Origin of the sequence: Sphingobium sp. CFD-2, from assembly GCF_024611135.1 — a bacterium.
Taxonomy (GTDB): Bacteria; Pseudomonadota; Alphaproteobacteria; order Sphingomonadales; family Sphingomonadaceae; genus Sphingobium; species Sphingobium fuliginis.
In genome coordinates, this window is sequence record NZ_CP084406.1 from 34,497 (window position 1) to 52,211 (window position 17,715).

Annotated in this window: 13 protein-coding genes; 8 read left to right on the forward strand and 5 right to left on the reverse strand. The window is 66.9% G+C overall.

Features of this window, described 5'->3' with window-relative positions:
* Positions 1 to 4: 4 nt before the first annotated feature.
* From LDB29_RS20460 to LDB29_RS20470, 3 genes are read right to left on the reverse strand one after another with little or no spacing between them, the layout of a single operon-like run.
* A complete protein-coding gene (locus LDB29_RS20460; RefSeq protein ID WP_025547984.1) occupies positions 5 to 2,515 on the reverse strand; it encodes a TonB-dependent siderophore receptor in 2,511 nt (836 codons plus the stop codon).
* A gap of 31 nt (positions 2,516 to 2,546) precedes the next feature.
* Complete coding sequence (locus LDB29_RS20465) at positions 2,547 to 3,560, reverse strand: ABC transporter substrate-binding protein (RefSeq protein ID WP_140043068.1); 1,014 nt, start codon at positions 3,558 to 3,560, stop codon at positions 2,547 to 2,549.
* Positions 3,561 to 3,610: 50 nt separating this feature from the next.
* Positions 3,611 to 4,474, reverse strand: a complete 864-nt coding sequence (locus LDB29_RS20470) for a TauD/TfdA family dioxygenase (RefSeq protein WP_257557510.1) — start codon at positions 4,472 to 4,474, stop codon at positions 3,611 to 3,613.
* 322 nt (positions 4,475 to 4,796) lie between these two features.
* On the opposite strand from LDB29_RS20470, the gene LDB29_RS20475 reads away from it, so the two are divergent.
* From LDB29_RS20475 to LDB29_RS20510, 8 genes are all read left to right on the forward strand, one after another.
* Positions 4,797 to 5,366, forward strand: a complete 570-nt coding sequence (locus LDB29_RS20475; RefSeq protein WP_257557512.1) for a hypothetical protein — start codon at positions 4,797 to 4,799, stop codon at positions 5,364 to 5,366.
* A gap of 80 nt (positions 5,367 to 5,446) precedes the next feature.
* Complete coding sequence (locus LDB29_RS20480; RefSeq protein ID WP_048576877.1) at positions 5,447 to 6,784, forward strand: LLM class flavin-dependent oxidoreductase; 1,338 nt, start codon at positions 5,447 to 5,449, stop codon at positions 6,782 to 6,784.
* A gap of 258 nt (positions 6,785 to 7,042) precedes the next feature.
* Positions 7,043 to 9,622 (forward strand): TonB-dependent siderophore receptor, encoded by a 2,580-nt coding sequence (locus tag LDB29_RS20485; protein WP_140043069.1) that lies wholly within the window; start codon positions 7,043 to 7,045, stop codon positions 9,620 to 9,622.
* Between the two features lie 4 nt (positions 9,623 to 9,626).
* Positions 9,627 to 11,144, forward strand: coding sequence for an FAD-dependent oxidoreductase (locus tag LDB29_RS20490; protein ID WP_306812585.1), 1,518 nt, complete (start codon positions 9,627 to 9,629; stop codon positions 11,142 to 11,144).
* 17 nt (positions 11,145 to 11,161) lie between these two features.
* Positions 11,162 to 11,668, forward strand: a complete 507-nt coding sequence (locus LDB29_RS20495; RefSeq protein WP_025547998.1) for a RidA family protein — start codon at positions 11,162 to 11,164, stop codon at positions 11,666 to 11,668.
* Between the two features lie 100 nt (positions 11,669 to 11,768).
* Positions 11,769 to 13,112, forward strand: coding sequence for an LLM class flavin-dependent oxidoreductase (locus LDB29_RS20500; protein WP_257557517.1), 1,344 nt, complete (start codon positions 11,769 to 11,771; stop codon positions 13,110 to 13,112).
* The gene (locus LDB29_RS20505; protein ID WP_257557518.1) at positions 13,109 to 14,701 is read left to right on the forward strand and encodes an FAD-binding protein; all 1,593 of its coding nucleotides are present in this window, start codon (positions 13,109 to 13,111) and stop codon (positions 14,699 to 14,701) included. Before LDB29_RS20500 ends, LDB29_RS20505 begins: the two co-directional genes overlap by 4 nt.
* Positions 14,698 to 15,090 (forward strand): ferredoxin family protein, encoded by a 393-nt coding sequence (locus LDB29_RS20510; protein ID WP_257557519.1) that lies wholly within the window; start codon positions 14,698 to 14,700, stop codon positions 15,088 to 15,090. Before LDB29_RS20505 ends, LDB29_RS20510 begins: the two co-directional genes overlap by 4 nt.
* Positions 15,091 to 15,227: 137 nt before the next feature.
* Here the strand turns inward: LDB29_RS20510 and LDB29_RS20515 are convergent, their stop codons facing one another.
* Together LDB29_RS20515 and LDB29_RS20520 are read right to left on the reverse strand one after the other, a co-directional pair.
* Positions 15,228 to 15,890: a peroxiredoxin-like family protein gene (locus LDB29_RS20515; protein WP_048576910.1), complete on the reverse strand. Its 663-nt coding sequence runs from the start codon at positions 15,888 to 15,890 to the stop codon at positions 15,228 to 15,230.
* Positions 15,891 to 16,134: 244 nt separating this feature from the next.
* Positions 16,135 to 17,646: a PAS domain-containing protein gene (locus LDB29_RS20520; RefSeq protein ID WP_257557520.1), complete on the reverse strand. Its 1,512-nt coding sequence runs from the start codon at positions 17,644 to 17,646 to the stop codon at positions 16,135 to 16,137.
* Positions 17,647 to 17,715 lie beyond the last annotated feature (69 nt).

A 17,715-nucleotide genomic window follows, 5' to 3' on the forward strand; every position in this document is an offset into this window, starting at 1 on the left:
GCGGTCAGAAGCGCGCCGAAACGCGCCCATAATAAAAGCCGCCGCTCAGCCCGAACGGCGCGAAATTGCCGTAGGCGCCCGATCCGTCATAGGCGATCACGCCATGGCGGTCGGGATAGACGTCGAACAGATTGTTCGCGCCGACCGACAGCGTCAGCCGATCGCTGATGTCATAGCCGACATCGAGGTCCGCGATCCATTTCGCGCCGAAGCGCCGGTCGCCGGTCGCGACATTGCTCGATTCCACATAGCGGCCGAAGCGGGTCAGCCGCGCCAGCGCATGCAGGCGGCCCAGCGACCAGTCGTTCGTCAGCACCAGCTTCGTGCGCGGGGTCGCGGCGACGAGGTCGCGCTGCGCCTGGCGCCCGAACAGGGTGACGTTGAGCGAGGCGAGTTCCGGCGGCGTGTCGACGACATGGGTGATTTTCGTGCGGTTATAGCTATAGGCCGCGTTCAGGCGGAAACTGCCGAGCGCGCCGGTGCGCAGCGTATATTCCGTCACGACGTCGATGCCGCGCGTGCGGGTGTCGATGGCGTTGGCGAAGAATTGGGCGCTGTCGACATCGTCGATGCCGTTGGCGACCAGGATGGCGCGGATGGCCGCCCCTCCATTGGCCGCCGTGCCGAGGAATTCGGTCTTGACGATGCGGTCGTCCACCGCGATCTGATAGGCGTCGACGGTGAGGCGGAACGGGCCGCGCTCAAAGGACAGGCCGGCCGTATAGTTGAGCGACTTTTCCGGCTTGAGCGGGGTGGCGCCCAGCGCCTGCGCGGCGATGCTGCCGACCGGCAGGAATTTCGATGTGGTGCTGACCCGGTTATTGCCGATGATCGTCGCCGTGTTCTGCGTGGTCGAAAAGCCGCCCTGCGCCAGCGAGGGAGCGCGGAAGCCGGTGTTGACGCCGCCACGGACGGCAAGGCCGGGCGCGAATTCGTAACGGGTCGAGAATTTGCCCGACACCGTGTCGCCCGCGCTGTCGTCATAATGTTCGAAGCGCCCGGCGACGCCGACGAACCAGCCGGGCGTCAGGTCGGTCGACAGGTCGACATAGGCGGCGATGTTGTTGCGGCTGAGCGTCGCCTCGTCCGCCGGAGAGGTTCCGGTGAAGGAAACCAGTCCCGGCGATGGCGACCGCCCGCCATAGGCGTTGCCGAAGGGCGTTCCGTCGGCGGGGATCACATAGCCGCCGTCGCGATAGCTGTCCGGCTCCCCCGCGCGGTTGCGGAACTTCTCCCAGCGATGCTCGAACCCGATGGCCACGTCGAGCGGACGGGCCGTGCCGATGTCGTAGCCGCGGGTGAATTCCAGATTGTTGACCCAGAGGTCCTGTATCTGCTTGCCCATGAAGAAGCTTGTCGGGCTGGACGGGCCGAGCGAAGGGTTGAGGGTGCCTTCGGCGCCCAGCTTCACATGGTCGCGCCCATAGCTGGTGGAGAGGTCGAACGACCAGCCTGCCGTCAGATCGCCGCGCAGGCCGATGGCGGATTGCCAGTCCCATTCCTTGATGCGCCGGCGCGCCTGGAAGCCGGAGGGATAGAGGCCGGGAAGGGATGTCTGGCCCTGCACATTCGCCTGCCCGCCATAGCCGGTGGTCGCCGGGAAGATCGCGCCGCGCTTGTCATCGATGTCGCGATAGCTGAGGGTGGAAAAGCTGTAGGCGGTCAGCGCGCCGAGGGGCAGTTCGGCATTGACCGATCCGTTGACGATCTTGTCCCGGTTGGACCGGCCATAGCCGCCCGCGATCAGATGATCGGCATGGGTTTCGCGCGGGTCCGGGGCGCCGTTCACGAAAGGATAGACATAGGGCACGGGTTCGGCGGAGCTGTCGGCGCGGTCGTGATACTTCCCCTCCACGGCGATGCGGACGAAGCCGTCGCCGCTGATGCGGGTGCCGTAGCTTAGCCCCTGCTGCACCAGTGCGCCGCCCTTTTCGTAAAGCTGCCCGGCGGTGGCTGAGAAGGAGCCGCCCTCCGGCGCGTCGTCCAGCAGGATGTTGATGACGCCGGAAATCGCGTCCGACCCATATTGGGCGGCGGCGCCGTCGCGCAGCACCTCGATCCGGCCCACGGCGTTGGTGGGGATGAGGTCGATGTCGACCGGGGTGGAACCGCCCGATATGCGCGAAAGGTTATTGATGAGCGCGGTCGTGTGCCGCCGCTTTCCATTGACCAGCACCAGCAGATAATCGCCCGATAGGCCCCGGATGGAGATGGGGCGCACGCTGGCCGAGGTGCCGCCGCCGCCCAGCGCCGGCATGGTGAGGGAGGGGATGATGTTGCCCAGCACTTCCTTGAGGCCCGTGCGGCCGGTGGCCTGCAATTCCTGGGGACTGATGACGTCGATGGGCACGGGGCTGTCCGCCACCGTCCGTCCCCCGCCCCGGCGCGTGCCGGTGACGACGATGGCCGATCCGGCGGCTTCCGCATCGTCGGCGGCGGCAAGCTCCTGCGCGGCGGCGAAGGATGGAAGGACGGCGCCGGAAAGTGCGGCGCCGGCGAGAAGCAGGCTTTTCATCGGAGATCCTTCGAAATGAAAAAGGAGAGCGTCAGTCCCGCCGGGCCAGGGCCGTGGCGTTGAAGGACGGGTCATAGGCGCCGCGAATGTCGGGCAGCGCGGGGATGATGCCGGCGCGGCGGTAACGGGCAAAGATTTCGGCCTGTTCGCGAACCAGTGCATCGTTTATCGGTTCCGCCGTGCCGATATAGGCGGTGATGGAGAAGCGGGCGACCTTGAAGGGCAGGCCGGTCTCCTGCGCCAGCGTCCGGGCGAAGGCGTCGGGATGCGCCGCCGCCCAGCGCCGCGCCCGGCTCAGCCGCGCCAGGAAATCGGCCAGTATGGGCCGCTTGCCGTGGATCGCGGAGTCCGATGCCGCAAAGAAACCCGTCTGGGCGGGAAGGCCGCTGGCATCGGCCAGCACCCGGTCGCCATTTTCCATGACCGCGATGCCGACATAGCTGCCCCAGGTCGACCAGGCGTCGATCGCGCCGCTTTCCAGCGCCGCCTTGGCCGCGCCGTTGTCGAGATAGGTCCAGCGGACATCGGACGACGCAAGGCCCGCTTGTTCGATCAGGCGGAGCGCCAGATCCTGCCCGGCCGAACCGCGCACGGTGGCAAGCTTGCGCCCCTTGAGCTGCGCGACGGACCGGACCGGCGAGTCCTTCGGCACGACGATGGCGGAGGCGCGGCCAACGCCGGGGCCCTGCGGGCGATAGGCGAAGACCGCCTTGATCTTCGCGTCGCCCGCATAGGCGAAGGCGAAGGGCGGAGCGCCGACGCCCCCCACATCGATCGCGCCCGCCGCCAGCGCCTCCAGCAAGGGAGAGGCCGCCGGAAACTGCGCCCATTCGATCCGGTAGGGCAGATCGTCCAGTTCGCCGGCGGCGCGCATCAACGCCTGCGCGCCGCCGCGCTGGTCCCCGATCTTCAGGACGGGGCGGCCCGGATCGCCCCCGCCATGCGGGCGGAGCGAGGCGAAGCCGATGGCGGCGAGCGCGATCAGGGCGAAGAGGACGATCCAGGGAAGAAGAACCCTGCGCCGGGAGAGGATGGTGCGCGTCATGGCGTCTCCGGGACCGGCGGCGGCGGCAGCCGCAACCGGCCCGCCAAGGATCAGAGGTTCGCGTAGAGCGGTTCGTCCGCGATCAGGATGCGTTCCAGCACGCGCGGGAAATCGCCATAGTTGCGCACGGCATAGTGAACCGCCGCCCGATTGTCCCAGAAGGCGACCGAGTTGGGACGCCAGGAAAAGCGGACCTGATATTCGGGCCGCTTATATTGCCGGACGATCTCCTCCAGCAATTCGCGGCTCTCCGCCAGTTCCACGCCCAATATCTGCGGCCGCTGGGTATAGTTGACCCAGAGGATCTTCTGCCCGGTTTCGCGATGGGTGCGCACGACGGGATGCGCGACGATCGGATAGCCGTGCCCGGCGCCGACCAGAGCTTCCCGGAAGTCATGGGTGACGTGCAGCCCCTCCAGCCGCGCCTTGACGTCGTCCGACAGCCCTTCATAGGCGAGATGCGCGTCGACCCAGATGGTGTCCCCGCCGACATCGGGCAGGGTGACGGCGCGCAGCACGGCGCCCCAGGTCGGCACCAGCCGCCAGCTCGTGTCGCTGTGATAGGCGTCGCCCGGCCTTACGTCCCGATGGATGCGCTTTTCATATCGGGCCGCGTCGGCCGCCGCGATCTTGTGGATGGGCGCGATCCTGGAATCGGCGGTGGTGCTGGGATGGGTGTAGAGCGGGCCGAAGGCCGCGGCGAAGGCGGCATGCTGTTCATTGGTCAGCGGCTGGTCGCGGAAGAACACGACCTTGTAGCGCAACAGGGCGGCGCGGATCGCGTCGCGCTGTCCGGGGGAAAGCGGCCTGCTGAGATCGACGCCGTCGATTTCGGCGCCGATGGTCGGTTGCAGGGGGCGGATGCCGATGATCCCATCGGCGCGGTCCAGAATATCTGCTGCTGCGGAGGACATATCATCACCTTTCAAGGTCGCCGGACGATTTCCGTGCAGGACCATTGCTAAGGGATGGATGCGCCGTCCGGTTATGATGATTGGTCGGCATGCTTTGAATATACGAATATTATTGGCAATACTCATCCATGTGGAAATACGGTTCGTTCAATATCATTGCCTTGGCGGAACAATTCATCGGCCCTCCTATTCCAATCATTCATGGTTCTTCGGGCAGAGAAAATAGCTGTTCGCCGTCCGAAGCCTGTAGATCGGAACGGAAGGAGCGTCGCCACATCCGGTCGGGATCGTGGCAATTGCCGGAATAACGGAGATCGCGCCGATGGATTATGTGACGATCGATTTCGAAGCGAGCTGCCTTCCCCGTCATGGCCGGTCCTTTCCCATCGAGGTCGGAATAGCCGATGCGAAAGGCGCCCGGTCCTGGCTGATCCGTCCCCTGACCGACTGGCGTGCATGGGACTGGACGCGGGAAGCGCTGGACCTGCACGGCACAAGCCCGGAGCAGCTGGAGCAGGAGGGCATGCCGGCCGATCGGGTCTTCGCCGAACTCGACCGGGCGGTCGGCGGACGGCGCCTTGTCGCGGACAGCGGCATCGACGCCTATTGGTGGGATATGCTGGCGAAGGCCGCTGGCCGGGAAAGCGCCCGTCCGATCGAGCATGTCTCCGCCATCCTCGACGCGCTGGCGGTGACGAGCGAGGACATATTCGCGGCGCAGCGGCATGCGGACCGGCTTTGCCCGGCCCGCCATCGCGCGGCGAACGATGCGCTGTGGCTGTGGACAGTGTTGGCGAAGCTGGAACCGCGCGCCGGGGAGTTGCCGCATCCGGCATATTTGCCGTCGCTGCCCAATTACGAGCCGCGCTCAATGGTTTTGCAGAATCGATAAATGGCCGACCATTATGCGTTGGTCGGCCGATGGGCGGAATAATAGACCGGTCCGCGCCAATCATTGAGCGAGAACCGATCATGTCCCAGCACCGTCACATCAAGCTCGGCTTCATCCTGCACGGCGTCGGCCGCACCTGGAACGACTGGCGGCACCCCGGCCGCGACGTCAATGCCAGCACCAGCCTGGCCTTTTACCAGAAGCAGGCGGCCACCGCCGAACGCGGCAAGTTCGATTTCCTCTTCGTCGCGGACAGCCTGTCGATCACGGAGAAGTCCAGTCCGCATTATCTCAACCGCTTCGAGCCGATCACCATCCTGTCCGCGCTGGCGGCGACCACATCCCGCATCGGGCTGGTGGGGACGCTGACGGTCAGCTATTCCGAGCCGTTCAACGTCGCGCGCCAGTTCGCCTCGCTCGACCATCTGAGCGGCGGCCGGGCGGGATGGAACATCGTGACGTCCTGGCTGGGCGATACCGCCGCCAATTTCAGCAAGACCGAGCATCCGCCCCATGCCGTGCGCTACCGCATCGCCGGGGAATATCTGGACGTGGTCCAGGGCCTGTGGGACAGCTGGGAGGAGGACGCCCATGTCGCGGACAAGGAAAGCGGCCAGTTCGTCGATCCGGAGCGGCTCCACCGGCTGGACCACAAGGGCGAGTTCTTCCAGGTGCGCGGGCCGCTCAACATCAAGCGGACGCCGCAGGGCCAGCCGGTCATCTTCCAGGCGGGGGCTTCGGACGACGGGCGCAATTTCGCGGCGAAGCGGGCGGAGGTCATCTTCACCCATGCCGAGGACGAGGAGGCGGGCCGGGCCTATTATGCCGATGTGAAGGCGCGGGCCAAGGGTTTCGGCCGCGATCCGCACCAATTGTTTATCCTGCCGGGGATCGCCCCGATCGTCGGAGAGACGGACGAGGATGCGGAGGCGCGTTATCGCGAACTGGCGTCGCTGGAATCGATCGATACCGGCCTTGGCTTCCTGTCGCGGACCTTTAACGACCATGATTTCCGCCAATATGATCTGGACGCGCCCTTCCCGGACGTCGAGCATATCGGCATCAATAGCCAGCAGAGCGCGACGTTGCGGATATTGGCATTGGTGCGCGCCGAAAAGCTGACCCTGCGGCAAGTGGCCGAAAGGCTGGCGACGCCGCGCGGCGCCTTCGTCGGATCGCCCGAGACCGTTGCCGACCGGTTGCAGCAATGGTTCGAAAGCGGCGCCGCCGACGGCTTCGTCGTGTTCGAGCCGCTGCCCGGGCAGCTCGACCTGTTCGTCGACAGGGTGATCCCGATCCTGCAGGCGCGCGGGCTATTCCGCACCGAATATGAAGGCACCACCTTCCGCGAACATCTGGGCCTGGCCCAGCCGGACAATCGCTACAGCAGCAAGGCGGCCGAAAAGAGCGCCGCCTGATCGCCCGCGGCCCGACCGCAGGCCGGGCTTTGACGGAGGGGAGCGGCAAGGTCGCTCCCCCTTGCCGCGGGTTGGATCGCGAACGGAGCGGGATCGATCGTCCGGAAATCGCCCTATATTCCGCATCGTTCCATCTATGACGAAAACTCGATTGCCTCAATAATCTACCGATATAGTAGATAATTCAGCGCAGGGACGGGACCGAAGCCATGTCCCGCCCGCGCGGATCATGCGACAAATCATAAGCAGGGGGACTTCATGCATTCGGTGAAAATCTGGGCCGGGGCCGGCGTGGCCCTGGCGGCGGTGGCGCTTGCCCAAGGCGCGCAGGCGCAGGCGCAGCCCGCCGACAATGCGGCGGCCGCGGCGGCGAGTGAACGCGACGCGATCATCGTCACGGGTACGCGCCGGACGGATCGCACGGTCAGCGAATCCGCCGTGCCGGTGGACGTCTTCAGCGCCGGCGACCTGGCGTCGCAGGCGACCAGCGACATCAAGGCCGCGATCAAGAATCTGGTTCCCTCCTTCAACCTTCAGCGCAACGCGCTGTTCGACGGATCGGCCTTCGTCCGGCCGCCGACGTTGCGCGGCCTGCCGCCGGACGAGACGCTGGTGCTGATCAACGGCAAGCGCGTCCACCGTTCCGCGCTGGTGCAGGTGAGCGGCGGGTCGCTCGCCGCCGGGTCGCAGAGCGCCGACCTGTCGCAGATTCCCGGCGCGGCGGTCCAGAGGGTCGAGGTGTTGCGCGACGGCGCCGCCGCCCAATATGGATCGGACGCGATTGCCGGCGTCATCAACTTCGCGCTCAAGAGCAATGCGGAAGGGCTGAGCCTCAACGCGCGCTATGGCGAATATTATGAGGGCGACGGGCGCGACATCCAGTTGTCGGGCAATTGGGGATTGAAGCTGGGCAATGAAGGCGGCTTCATCAACCTGACTGGCGAATATATCAACGCCCATGACACCAATCGCGCCGTACAGCGTCCGGACGCGGTGGTTCTGGAAACGCTGGGCTATGACGTCAAGCGGCCGGTGACAAAGTTCGGCAGTCCCGACACCGAAGCCTATCGCTTCTTCGTCAACGCAGAACTGCCGCTGGGCGACGACGCGCTCTATTTCTTCGGCAATTACGGCTATTCGGATCAGGTCATCGACTTCAACTATCGGCGTCCGATCGCCGTGACGACGACAGGGCCGGCCGGCAGTCCCTTCACCTTCGGCAAGTCGATTTCGCTCTATTATCTCGACCGCAATGCCGATGGGACATGGAATGCCGATGGGCGGACCTGGAATGACGCCAATATCTTTCCCAATGGCTTCACGCCGCGGTTCCGCAGCACCAATACGGACATTTCCGCTGTCGGCGGCTATAAGGGCGAAATCGGCGGACTGCATTATGACGCCAGCATCGGTTACGGCCAGAACCGGATCAAATATTATATCAGCGACACATTCAACCCGTCGCTGGGGCCGGATTCACCGACCGACTTCTATGACGGGTCGCTGGAGCAGCGCGAGCTGAACGCCAATCTGGACCTCAGCTATCCGCTGGAGATCGGCCTTGCCAGCCCGCTCAACATTGCAGGCGGCTTCGAATATCGGCGCGAGAGCTTCCTGATCGGCGCGGGCGACGCGGCGTCCTATACGCAGGGCATCTATGCGTCCCAGACGGTGCGGCGCGCCGACGGTTCGACCTTCCTCGTCACGCATCCGGTCGGCTCCAACGGCTTTCCCGGCTATGGCCCGACATCGATCGTCGACCGGTCGCGCGCCAGCCAGGCGGCCTATCTGGACCTGGAGGTGGACGTGACGCCGCGCTTCACCCTGGGCGGGGCGGTGCGTTACGAACATTATGACGACTTCGGCGGCACGACCAATGTGAAGGCGACGGCGCGTTATGCGTTCAGCGACGCCATCGCGTTGCGCGGGGCGGCCAGCACCGGCTTCCGCGCGCCGACGCCGGGGCAGCTTTACCTGCGCAACCTGCAGACCTCCTTCATCGGTACCAATCCGGTGCCGGTGCAGATCGCCACATTGTCGCCCGAAGACGCCGCCGCCAGATATTATGGCGCGACCGCATTGAAGCCCGAGGAGTCGGTCAATTTCAGCGGCGGTCTTGTCCTGACGCCCACACCGTCCTTCACCATCACGGCGGACTATTATAATATCAAGGTGACGAACCGCATCGGACTGACCAGTCGGGTTTCGGTGACGGATGCGGATCGGGTGCAACTGGCCGCGCTGGGCGTGGTCGATCCCAATTCGCTGGGCGCGGTCCAATATTTCACCAATGGTTTCGGCACCCGGACCCAGGGCGTGGACTTTGTAGCGAATTATCGGGCGAATACGGGATGGGGCAAGTTGGGATCGTCGCTGGCGGTCAATTACAACCGTACGAAGCTCAGCTATCGCCGGACCATCACCTTGCCGGGCGGACGGTCCCTGCAACTGATCGACGACGAGCGCAAGCGCGACATCGAGACACTGCTGCCCCGCTGGCGCGGCGTGTTCACCCAGACGGCGGAGGCGGGGCCGGTCGATGTCGTCGCCCGCGCCAATTATTTCGGCAAGTTCACCAATAACCAGCTTGCCTCCAATGGCGGGAACAAGACTTTCGGCGCGGAAGTCTCCTTCGATCTGGAGGTCGGCGTGAAGGTCGCGGACAAGCTCCGGATCGCCGTGGGCGGGGAGAATATCTTCGACAATTATCCCGACCGCGAGACCCGGCTGCTCTATCCTTCCACCGGCGCTCCGGCGAGCGGGTTCGTCTATCCCGACGCCTCGCCGCTCGGCGTGCTGGGCGGATTCTGGTATCTCCGTGTCTCAGCGGAGCTTTAAGGGCGTGGCGCCGCTCGACCGGCGCGCCCTGCTCCGGTCGCTGGGCGGCGCCACGCTCGCGGCGGCGCTTCCCGCTCCGGTCGTTGGTGCGACCCGGACGGACGGGGTGGGGAGCGTCGTCATCCTGGGCGCGGGCATCGCCGGGCTGGTCGCCGCAAGGGAACTGGAGCAACGCGGCGTCGACGTCACCGTGCTGGAGGCGCGCGAGCGCGTCGGCGGGCGGGTGTGGACGCTGCGCGGCGGCGACAGCTTTACCGACACAGACGGGACGACGCAGCGGGTCGGCTTTGGCGACGGGCTGTACCTGAATGCGGGCGCGGCGCGGATTCCCAGCCATCATGACGGCGTTCTGGGCCTCTGCCGGGACCTGCATGTGCCGCTGGAGGTGCTGGTGAACAGCAGCCGCAGCGCCTTCATCGCGGATGCGGACGGGCCGCTGCGGCTGCGGCAGGCGGCGAACGACCTGCGCGGGCATCTGTCCGCCCTGCTGGAAAAGGGACTGCGCGCCGGGTCGTTCGACCAGACGATCGATGCGCCGACGCGCAAGGCGCTGGAAAGCTTCCTCACCGGCTATGGCGACCTTGCGGCGGACGGCCATTATGGCGGCAGCGCGCGGTCGGGGCTGGCGCGGCCGCCGGGCGCGTTCGACGAGGTGCAGCAGGCGGTGGCGCCGCGAACGCTCGACCAGTTGCTCGCCAATCCCAATCTGGCGGGCCTGCTGTTCGAGGAAGAGATCTACATGCAGGCGACCATGCTGGCGCCCGTCGGCGGCATGGACCGGATTCCCCGTGCGCTGGCAGCATCGCTGCGCAAGCCCGTCGTCACCGGGGCGGACATAGTGGAGATCAGGCGGGCCGGCGCGGGCGTCGGCATCGTCTGGCGCGATGCGAAGGGCGGCGCGCAGGTCGTGCGGGCCGACCGCGCCATCATCACCCTGCCCCTGCCGGTGCTGGCGGGCATCAAGGGCGATTTCAGCGCGCCGGTGAAGCGGGCGATAGCCGCCGCTCATTATCAGGATACGGTCAAGGTCGCCTTCCAGAGCCGTCCCTTCTGGGAAGAGCAGCAGGTTTATGGCGGCCTGTCCTTCGTCGGCGGCGAAACCTCCGTCATCTGGTATCCGTCCGACCGTTTCCAGCAGCCGCAGGCGGTCCTGCTCGCCGCCTATATGGCATTGGACGCGGCGAAGAGCTTTGCCGCGCGGCCGATCCCGGAGCAGATCGCGCTGGCCCGCGCGGCCGTCGATCGCATCCATCCCGGCCATGGCGCGGACCTGCAATCCCCGGTCGTCGTCAACTGGCGCAAGACGCCCCATAATCTGGGGCCCTGGCTGGACTGGCATGCGGACGGCAACAGCCTGGACGATTTTCGCCTGCTCAACCAGCCCGATGGCCCTTTCCTGTTCGCGGGCAGCCATTTGTCCCAATATTCGGGCCATTGGCAGGAAGGCGCGGTGCTTTCCGCCCGGCGCGCCGCCGATGCGCTGGTACCGTCGCCCGCAAACGTCACCCCCCGTCACGCCTGAAAGAAGGAGTTTCCATCATGTCCCATCCCCTCATCCGTCCCCTCGCCGCGCTGGGCCTGCTGGTCGGCGGCGCCGGCAGCGCCCATGCCGCGTCGGAGGTCGTCCGGCATGGCGCCGAGGGCCCATCGCCCATATTGACCGGCGTGACCGTGCCCGCCGGGGCGGAGACGCTCTATCTGAGCGGGCAGGTGCCGCCCGTGGCCGACAAGGCGGCCGACCCCACGACACCCGCCGCCTATGGCGACACGCGGACGCAGACGGTCGGCATCTTCCGCAAGATCGAGGCGCTGCTGGCGGCACAGGGTTATGGCCTGCAGGACGTGGTCAAGCTGACCGTCTTTCTGGTGGGCGATCCCAAGCTGGGCGGAAAGCAGGATTTCAAGGGATTTTCCGAAGGCTACGCCCAGTTCTTCGGCACGGCGGCGCAGCCCAACAAGGTCGCCCGGTCGACGGTGCAGGTCGCCGCTCTCGCCAATCCGGGCTTTCTGGTCGAGATCGAGGCGGTCGCCGTCAAGGCGAAATAAGCGGTTCCGTTCAGAAGCTTCAAACAGCCTATGAGAAGGCCTCGTTGGTCACTGTCCCACCGCCTGGTCTAGACTTTTCCCATATTCGGAGGATTTGGACATGGCGGACACGGCGCAGCGGCAATTGCATCTTGGCGCGATATTGGAAGGGGTCGGGGCGGATCATGTCAGTTGGCTCGACCCCGAGCTGCCGGGCGACGCCAGCATCGACATCGACTGGTATATCGACAATGCCCGGGCGGCGGAGGCGGCGAAGTTCGACCTGGTCTTCATCGTGGATTCGCCCTTCATCACGCCCGATACCGCGCCGCATTTCCTGAACCGGCTGGAGCCGCTGACCCTGCTGTCGGCGGTGGCGGCGTCGACGTCGCGCATCGGGCTGGTGGGCACGCTCACCACCTCTTACTGGGAGCCCTATAATGTCGCGCGGCAATTCGGGTCGCTCGACCAGATCAGCCGGGGCCGGGCCGGATGGAACGTCGTCACCACCGGGCTGGAGGGCGCCGCCCGCAATTATGGGCGGGAGGAGCATTTCGACCACAAGCTGCGCTATGCCCGCGCCCGCGAATTCGTCGATGTGGTGCAGGGCCTGTGGGACAGTTATGAGGACGACGCCTTCCCCCGCGACCGCGAGGCGCGCATTTTCCTGGACAAGGCCAAGCAGCACCGGCTGGACCACAAGGGCGCGCATTTTTCGGTCGCCGGGCCGCTGGCGCTCAGCCGGTCGCCGCAGGGACAGCCGGTGATCTTCCAGGCGGGGGACAGCAAAGAGGGCCGCAACCTGGGCGCGGCCATTGCCGAGGGCACCTTCACCAGCGCGGAGGATTTCGAGACCGGGCGGGCCTATTATGCGGATATCAAGGCGCGGGCGGCGGCGCTGGGGCGCAATCCCGACCTGATCAAGGTGCTGCCCGGACTGGCGCCGATCATCGCAGAGACCGACGAAGAGGCGCAGGCCATCGCCGCGGCCGCGCAGGAAGCGCTCGACGTCGGCAAGCTGCTGGTGCAGATCGGGCGGGCGTTCAACTATCACGACTTTTCCCGCTACGATCTGGACGCGCCCTTCCCCGACCTGAGCGGCGTCACGCTGAACAGCTACAAGGGCCATGCCGAACGGATCATCCGCGTGGCGCGGGAGGAAGGGCTGACGCTGCGCCAGGCGGCCTATCGCTTCGGCCAGTGGCGGACGGACTTCGTGGGATCGCCCGAGACCATAGCGGACGAAATCGAGCGCTGGTTCACCGGGCGCGCCGCCGACGGTTTCCTGCTGCGAGTGACGCGGCCCAAGGATTTCAGGCTGTTCCGGGAGCGGGTCGTGCCGATCCTGCAGGCGCGCGGATTGTTCCGCGACGATTATGCGCACCGCACCTTGCGCGGACATCTGGGCCTGCCGGTTCCGGAAAACCGGCATGCGCGGGAACAGCACGCGATCGCCGCGGAATGACGGAGGAAGGGATCGACCTTCAGGCCGACGTGCTGATCATCGGCGGCGGCATGGCTGCCTGCTGGGCGGCGATCGCCGCGGCGCAGGCAGGCGCCGACGTGCTGCTGGTCGACAAGGGATTCGTCGGCACCAGCGGCGTCACGGCGACGGGCGGCCCCAATCACTGGTGGGTCGCCCCCGAACCCGGCAAGCGCGAAGCCGCCGTCGAGGAACGCCATGCGCGCAGCTTCGGACTGGCCGAGCGGCACTGGATGGCGCGCATCATCGAGGAAAGCTGGATCGCCCTGCCCACGCTTGCCCGCTATTATCCCTTTGGCGGCGACGGCAGGGGCGGCACCTTCTATCCCGGCGTCCGCGGTCCGGAATATATGCGCGCGCTGCGGCGCTACGCGACCGATGCGGGGGTCCGTATCCTCGACCATCATCCGGCGCTGGAACTGCTGGTGCATGACGACGGATCGGTCGCGGGCGCGGCCGGGCATGCGCGCCTGACGGGGCAATCATGGCGGGCCCGGGCGGGCGCCGTGATCATGGCGACGGGCGGATGCGCCTTCCGTTCCGGGCTGATCGGCAGCCATGGCAATACCGGCGACGGGCTGCTGATGGCGGCGGAGGCGGGCGCCGCGCTGTCCGGCATGGAATTTTCCGTTTCCTATTCCCTCTCCCCCGCGTGGAACTCGACACGCACCCTGCCCTATTTCGCCGCGCGCTTCTTCGACCAAGACGGCCGGGAACTGGACATTCCGCCGCCCATAGGCGGGGAAGGCGCGCATCTGAGGGCACTGGCGAGCGCCATGCTGGCCGGGCCGGTCATCGCCGACCTCAGCGATGCGCCGGAGGGGTTGAAGCCGATATTGCGGCGCATCCAGCCCGCCTCCCCCACGCCGTTCGAGCGGCGCGGGCTGGATATTTTCCGGGACCGGTTCGAGATCAAGCTGTTTGGGGAAGGCACGGTGCGGGGGACCGGCGGGTTGCAGGTCGTGGACGCGCATTGCCAGACGAGCCTGTCCGGACTCTATGCCGCCGGCGACAGCGCGACCCGGGAACTGGTCGCCGGGGCGACGAGCGGCGGCGGCGCGCAAAATGCCGCCTGGGCGCTGACCTCCGGCCGGATCGCCGGTGCGGCCGCGGCGGCACGGGCGAAGCGCGACGGGCGGCGTCTGGGCGCGGCGGCGCGGGCCGTCGGCCAGGCGGGGTTGCGCCCGGCCGCTTCCCCGCGCCCGGTCGATCTGAAGGCGGTCCTGCCGGTCGTTCAGCATGCCACCATCGGTTATGACGACGCCCTTTGGCGCAGCGCGCCCAAGCTGGCTCGGGCGCGTGACGCGCTGGACGGCGCGTGGCGCTTGCTGGCCGATCATGGCCAGGGCGTGGGGCTGGACAGGGTCGGGCTGCGCGAACATGCCGCGATGATCGCCGCTGCGCGCTGGGTGACCGCGGCCGCCCATAGACGCGACGAGAGCCGGGGCATGCATATGCGTGCGGACCGCCCCGCGACGGACGCCGCGCTTGCCAGCCGCCTGCTGACCGGCGGCACCGACAAGGTCTGGACCCGTTTCGAAACCCCCGCCTTGCAGGAAGCCGCCGCATGATCGCCCATATCTTCGAAGACCGTTGCACCGCCTGCCAGGCATGCGTTTCGGCCTGCCCCACCCATGTGCTGGATGCCGGGCCCGATGGCGCGCCCCGGATCGCGCGGCTGGACCAATGCCAGACCTGTTTCCTGTGCGAGCTTCATTGCGAAGCCGACGCGATCTATGTCGGTCCGGACCAGAGGCAGGCCGAAGCGATCTCGCCAGAGGCGATCCTGGCGTCCGGGCATCTGGGGCGGCTGCGCCACGACCATGGCTGGGACCGGGAGCCGGAGCCGGGCAGCACGGGCCATTTGCATGACTTCTGGCAGCTTGGCCCGCTGCTGCGCGAAGGCGCCGAGATCGCGGCGCGCCGCTATGCCGAACGCCAGGCGTCCGACAGGGCGTGAGTGACGGACAGGGCGGGGAGCGATGCCGGCGCATGAGCCGGTTCTGCCGCTGTGAAACGATCGATCGATGATGCCTGAGGAGGCGGGCCGTCCCCTCGCCTTCCCCGCATTGGCCATGGGAAAGGCGAGGTGTTCCGTCAGCCGATATGCTGGTCCACATGGTGGAGGACGGTTTCCGCTTCGGGGCGGTCGAGCCAGTCGGGGCTGACCTGCAACCAGCGCAGCACGCGCCCCGCGCCGACGAGCAGGAAAGCGGGCTGGGGCAGTTCCCAACTGCCCGTGCCCGTCACTTCACCGATCCAGCCGGCCGGCGGCGGCGAGGGACGGTGATCGGGCTGGAAACTGATGTTCAGCAGCCGCGCCAGCGCGTTATCCGCGTCGGTTGCGACGAGAAAGGGCAGATCGTGCCGCGTCTTGACCTCCCGCAGCAGCAACGGCGGTTGCGGGCTCAACGCCACGAGCGGAATGCCGCGCTGGCGAAGGCCGGGGAACAGCGCATCGGCATAATAGGGCAAGGCGATGTTGCAGGCCGGACAACCGGCATAGCGGAAGAAGAGGAACAGCGCGGCGCCGCCTGACGTCAGTTCGTCCAGGCCGAGGGTATCGCCCCCCACCTCCACGAAGGACAGAGGCGGCAGCACGGTGCCCGGCTGGGCCACGGCGGCGGGATCGAAACGGTCCAGCAACTGCTTGCGTTGCCGGGCATTGCCCTCAAGCTGGGCCGGGGGCCAGCTCCTCTCCCGCTCCGCCTGCAAAGCGGCATAGCGGGCCTTGAGCGTTTCGTTGACTGTCGTGGCCATGATGATCTCCTTCGCCGTGCACCTCCTCCATTTTGGCGGCGACCGGCGACCGCCACCAATGAGACTTGCCCGGTCAATCACGAAGAATGATCATAGATCGGTTGTATTCGAGGGCCCCGAGCCGGCGAACGGGCCGGTTTTCGTGAGAATTTCCCGGTCGGGTGGGCCTGTGCCGGCATGGAGATCGAAGCTGGCCATCGCAGACGGGCCCAGGCTCAGGACCCATTACTGGCGGGTTCTGAGCCTAGGTGACGCCCCGCTGTTCACCGCCCTCGCCGCTCGCCGGCGTGATCCCGGCGGCCAGGGCGAGCTGAAGCAGTTCGGTCAGGCTGTTCGCGTTCAGCCGATTCATCACCTGGGCGCGGTGCAGTTCGACCGTCCGGGGGCTGATGCCGAGCTTCTGCCCGATGATCTTGTTGGTCCCGCCGTCGACCAGGCCGACCAGCACCTCGCGTTCGCGGGGCGTCAGTCGCGCGATGCGGGCGCTGGCGTTTTCGTCCCGCGTTGGCGCCCGCGCCGAAGCCTGGCACTCCGCAATGGCGCCGGCAAGGCTGGCGCGCATCGACGCCTCGTCTCCAGCAAGGATGTAGTCGACGGCGCCCGCCTTCATCGCGGAAACCGCGCACGTCACATCCGCACCCGCCATGTCCAGCGCGATGGTGGGTATCGTGATCGCCCGCGCCCTGAGCTCGCGTGGCACGGACAGCCCCTCGTCCCGCCCCTTGCGCAGGTCCAGGAGCACGCAGCCCGGCGAGAGGACGGGCGCCATGTCGAGAAAGGCGGAACCGCTGTCGAACGTCCGTCCGCGATAACCCAGCGCCCGAACCAGCGCGCTCAGCTTGCGCGCCTCGGCCGCCTTGCCGCTCACCACATAGACATGGCGGACATCGTCCTGGGTAAGGTCTTCGGTGATCCCGCCGATCCGGGTCACAGCGCCCGCCTCGTCGAAAATCGGAAAGCTGGTGTCCCGAAGCCAGCGCATGGCGCCATCGCGGGGTCGCACGATCCGGTATTCGAACTGCACGACGTCTCCGGCCTTCACGGCGGCGAGGGCGTGGCCGACCTGCGGGCGATCCTCCGGGTGCACGTCCTTCATCCATTCGGCGAAGTCGCTCGCCGCCTCCTGGCAGGGCACGCCCCAGATCCGCTCATAGGCGGCGCTCCGGTAGATGATGGCGCCGGCGACCGGATCGCCGATCCAGATCAGGTTGCTGCTATGCGCGGCGAAGCTGCGGAATTGCGCCTCGCTCGCGCGGATCGCGGCCTCCGCCCGCCGCTGCGCCGTCACGTCGATCGCGGCGCCGATGAACCCGACCGCGCGCCCGTCGGCGAAGCTTGTGCGGCCGGAGGTGGCGATGCGGCGCGTGATGCCGTCTTCTTTCCCGATCACGCGATATTCGACATTATAGCTGCCGTCGCCACGGGGATCGACGCAGCGCGTGATCGCATCGCGGACTGGCTGGCGATCGTCGGGATGAATGCCGGCTTCGAACACCGTCATATCGACCGCCGTATCGGCAGGCAGGCCCCACATCGCCCTTAGCCGCTCGTCCCACTCCAGCGATCCGGTGTCCGGGTTCCACGAGTAGATGCCGATGCCCACCAGTTCTGTCGCCGCCCTCAGACGGGCTTCGCTACTGCGAAGGGCGTCCGCGAACCGCCGCCATTCGCTGGCATCGCGCGCCGGCCCGTCGTCGTCTGAACAGAGCGCTTCATTGCCTTCCCGGGCGGCCGTTGGTCGTAACTCTTGCACCACGGCGCCGGCTCTCCTCAAACGCTTGCCGCCCAGTCGGCAAAAGCCGGTGGCCGGGGAAGGTTCCCTAGG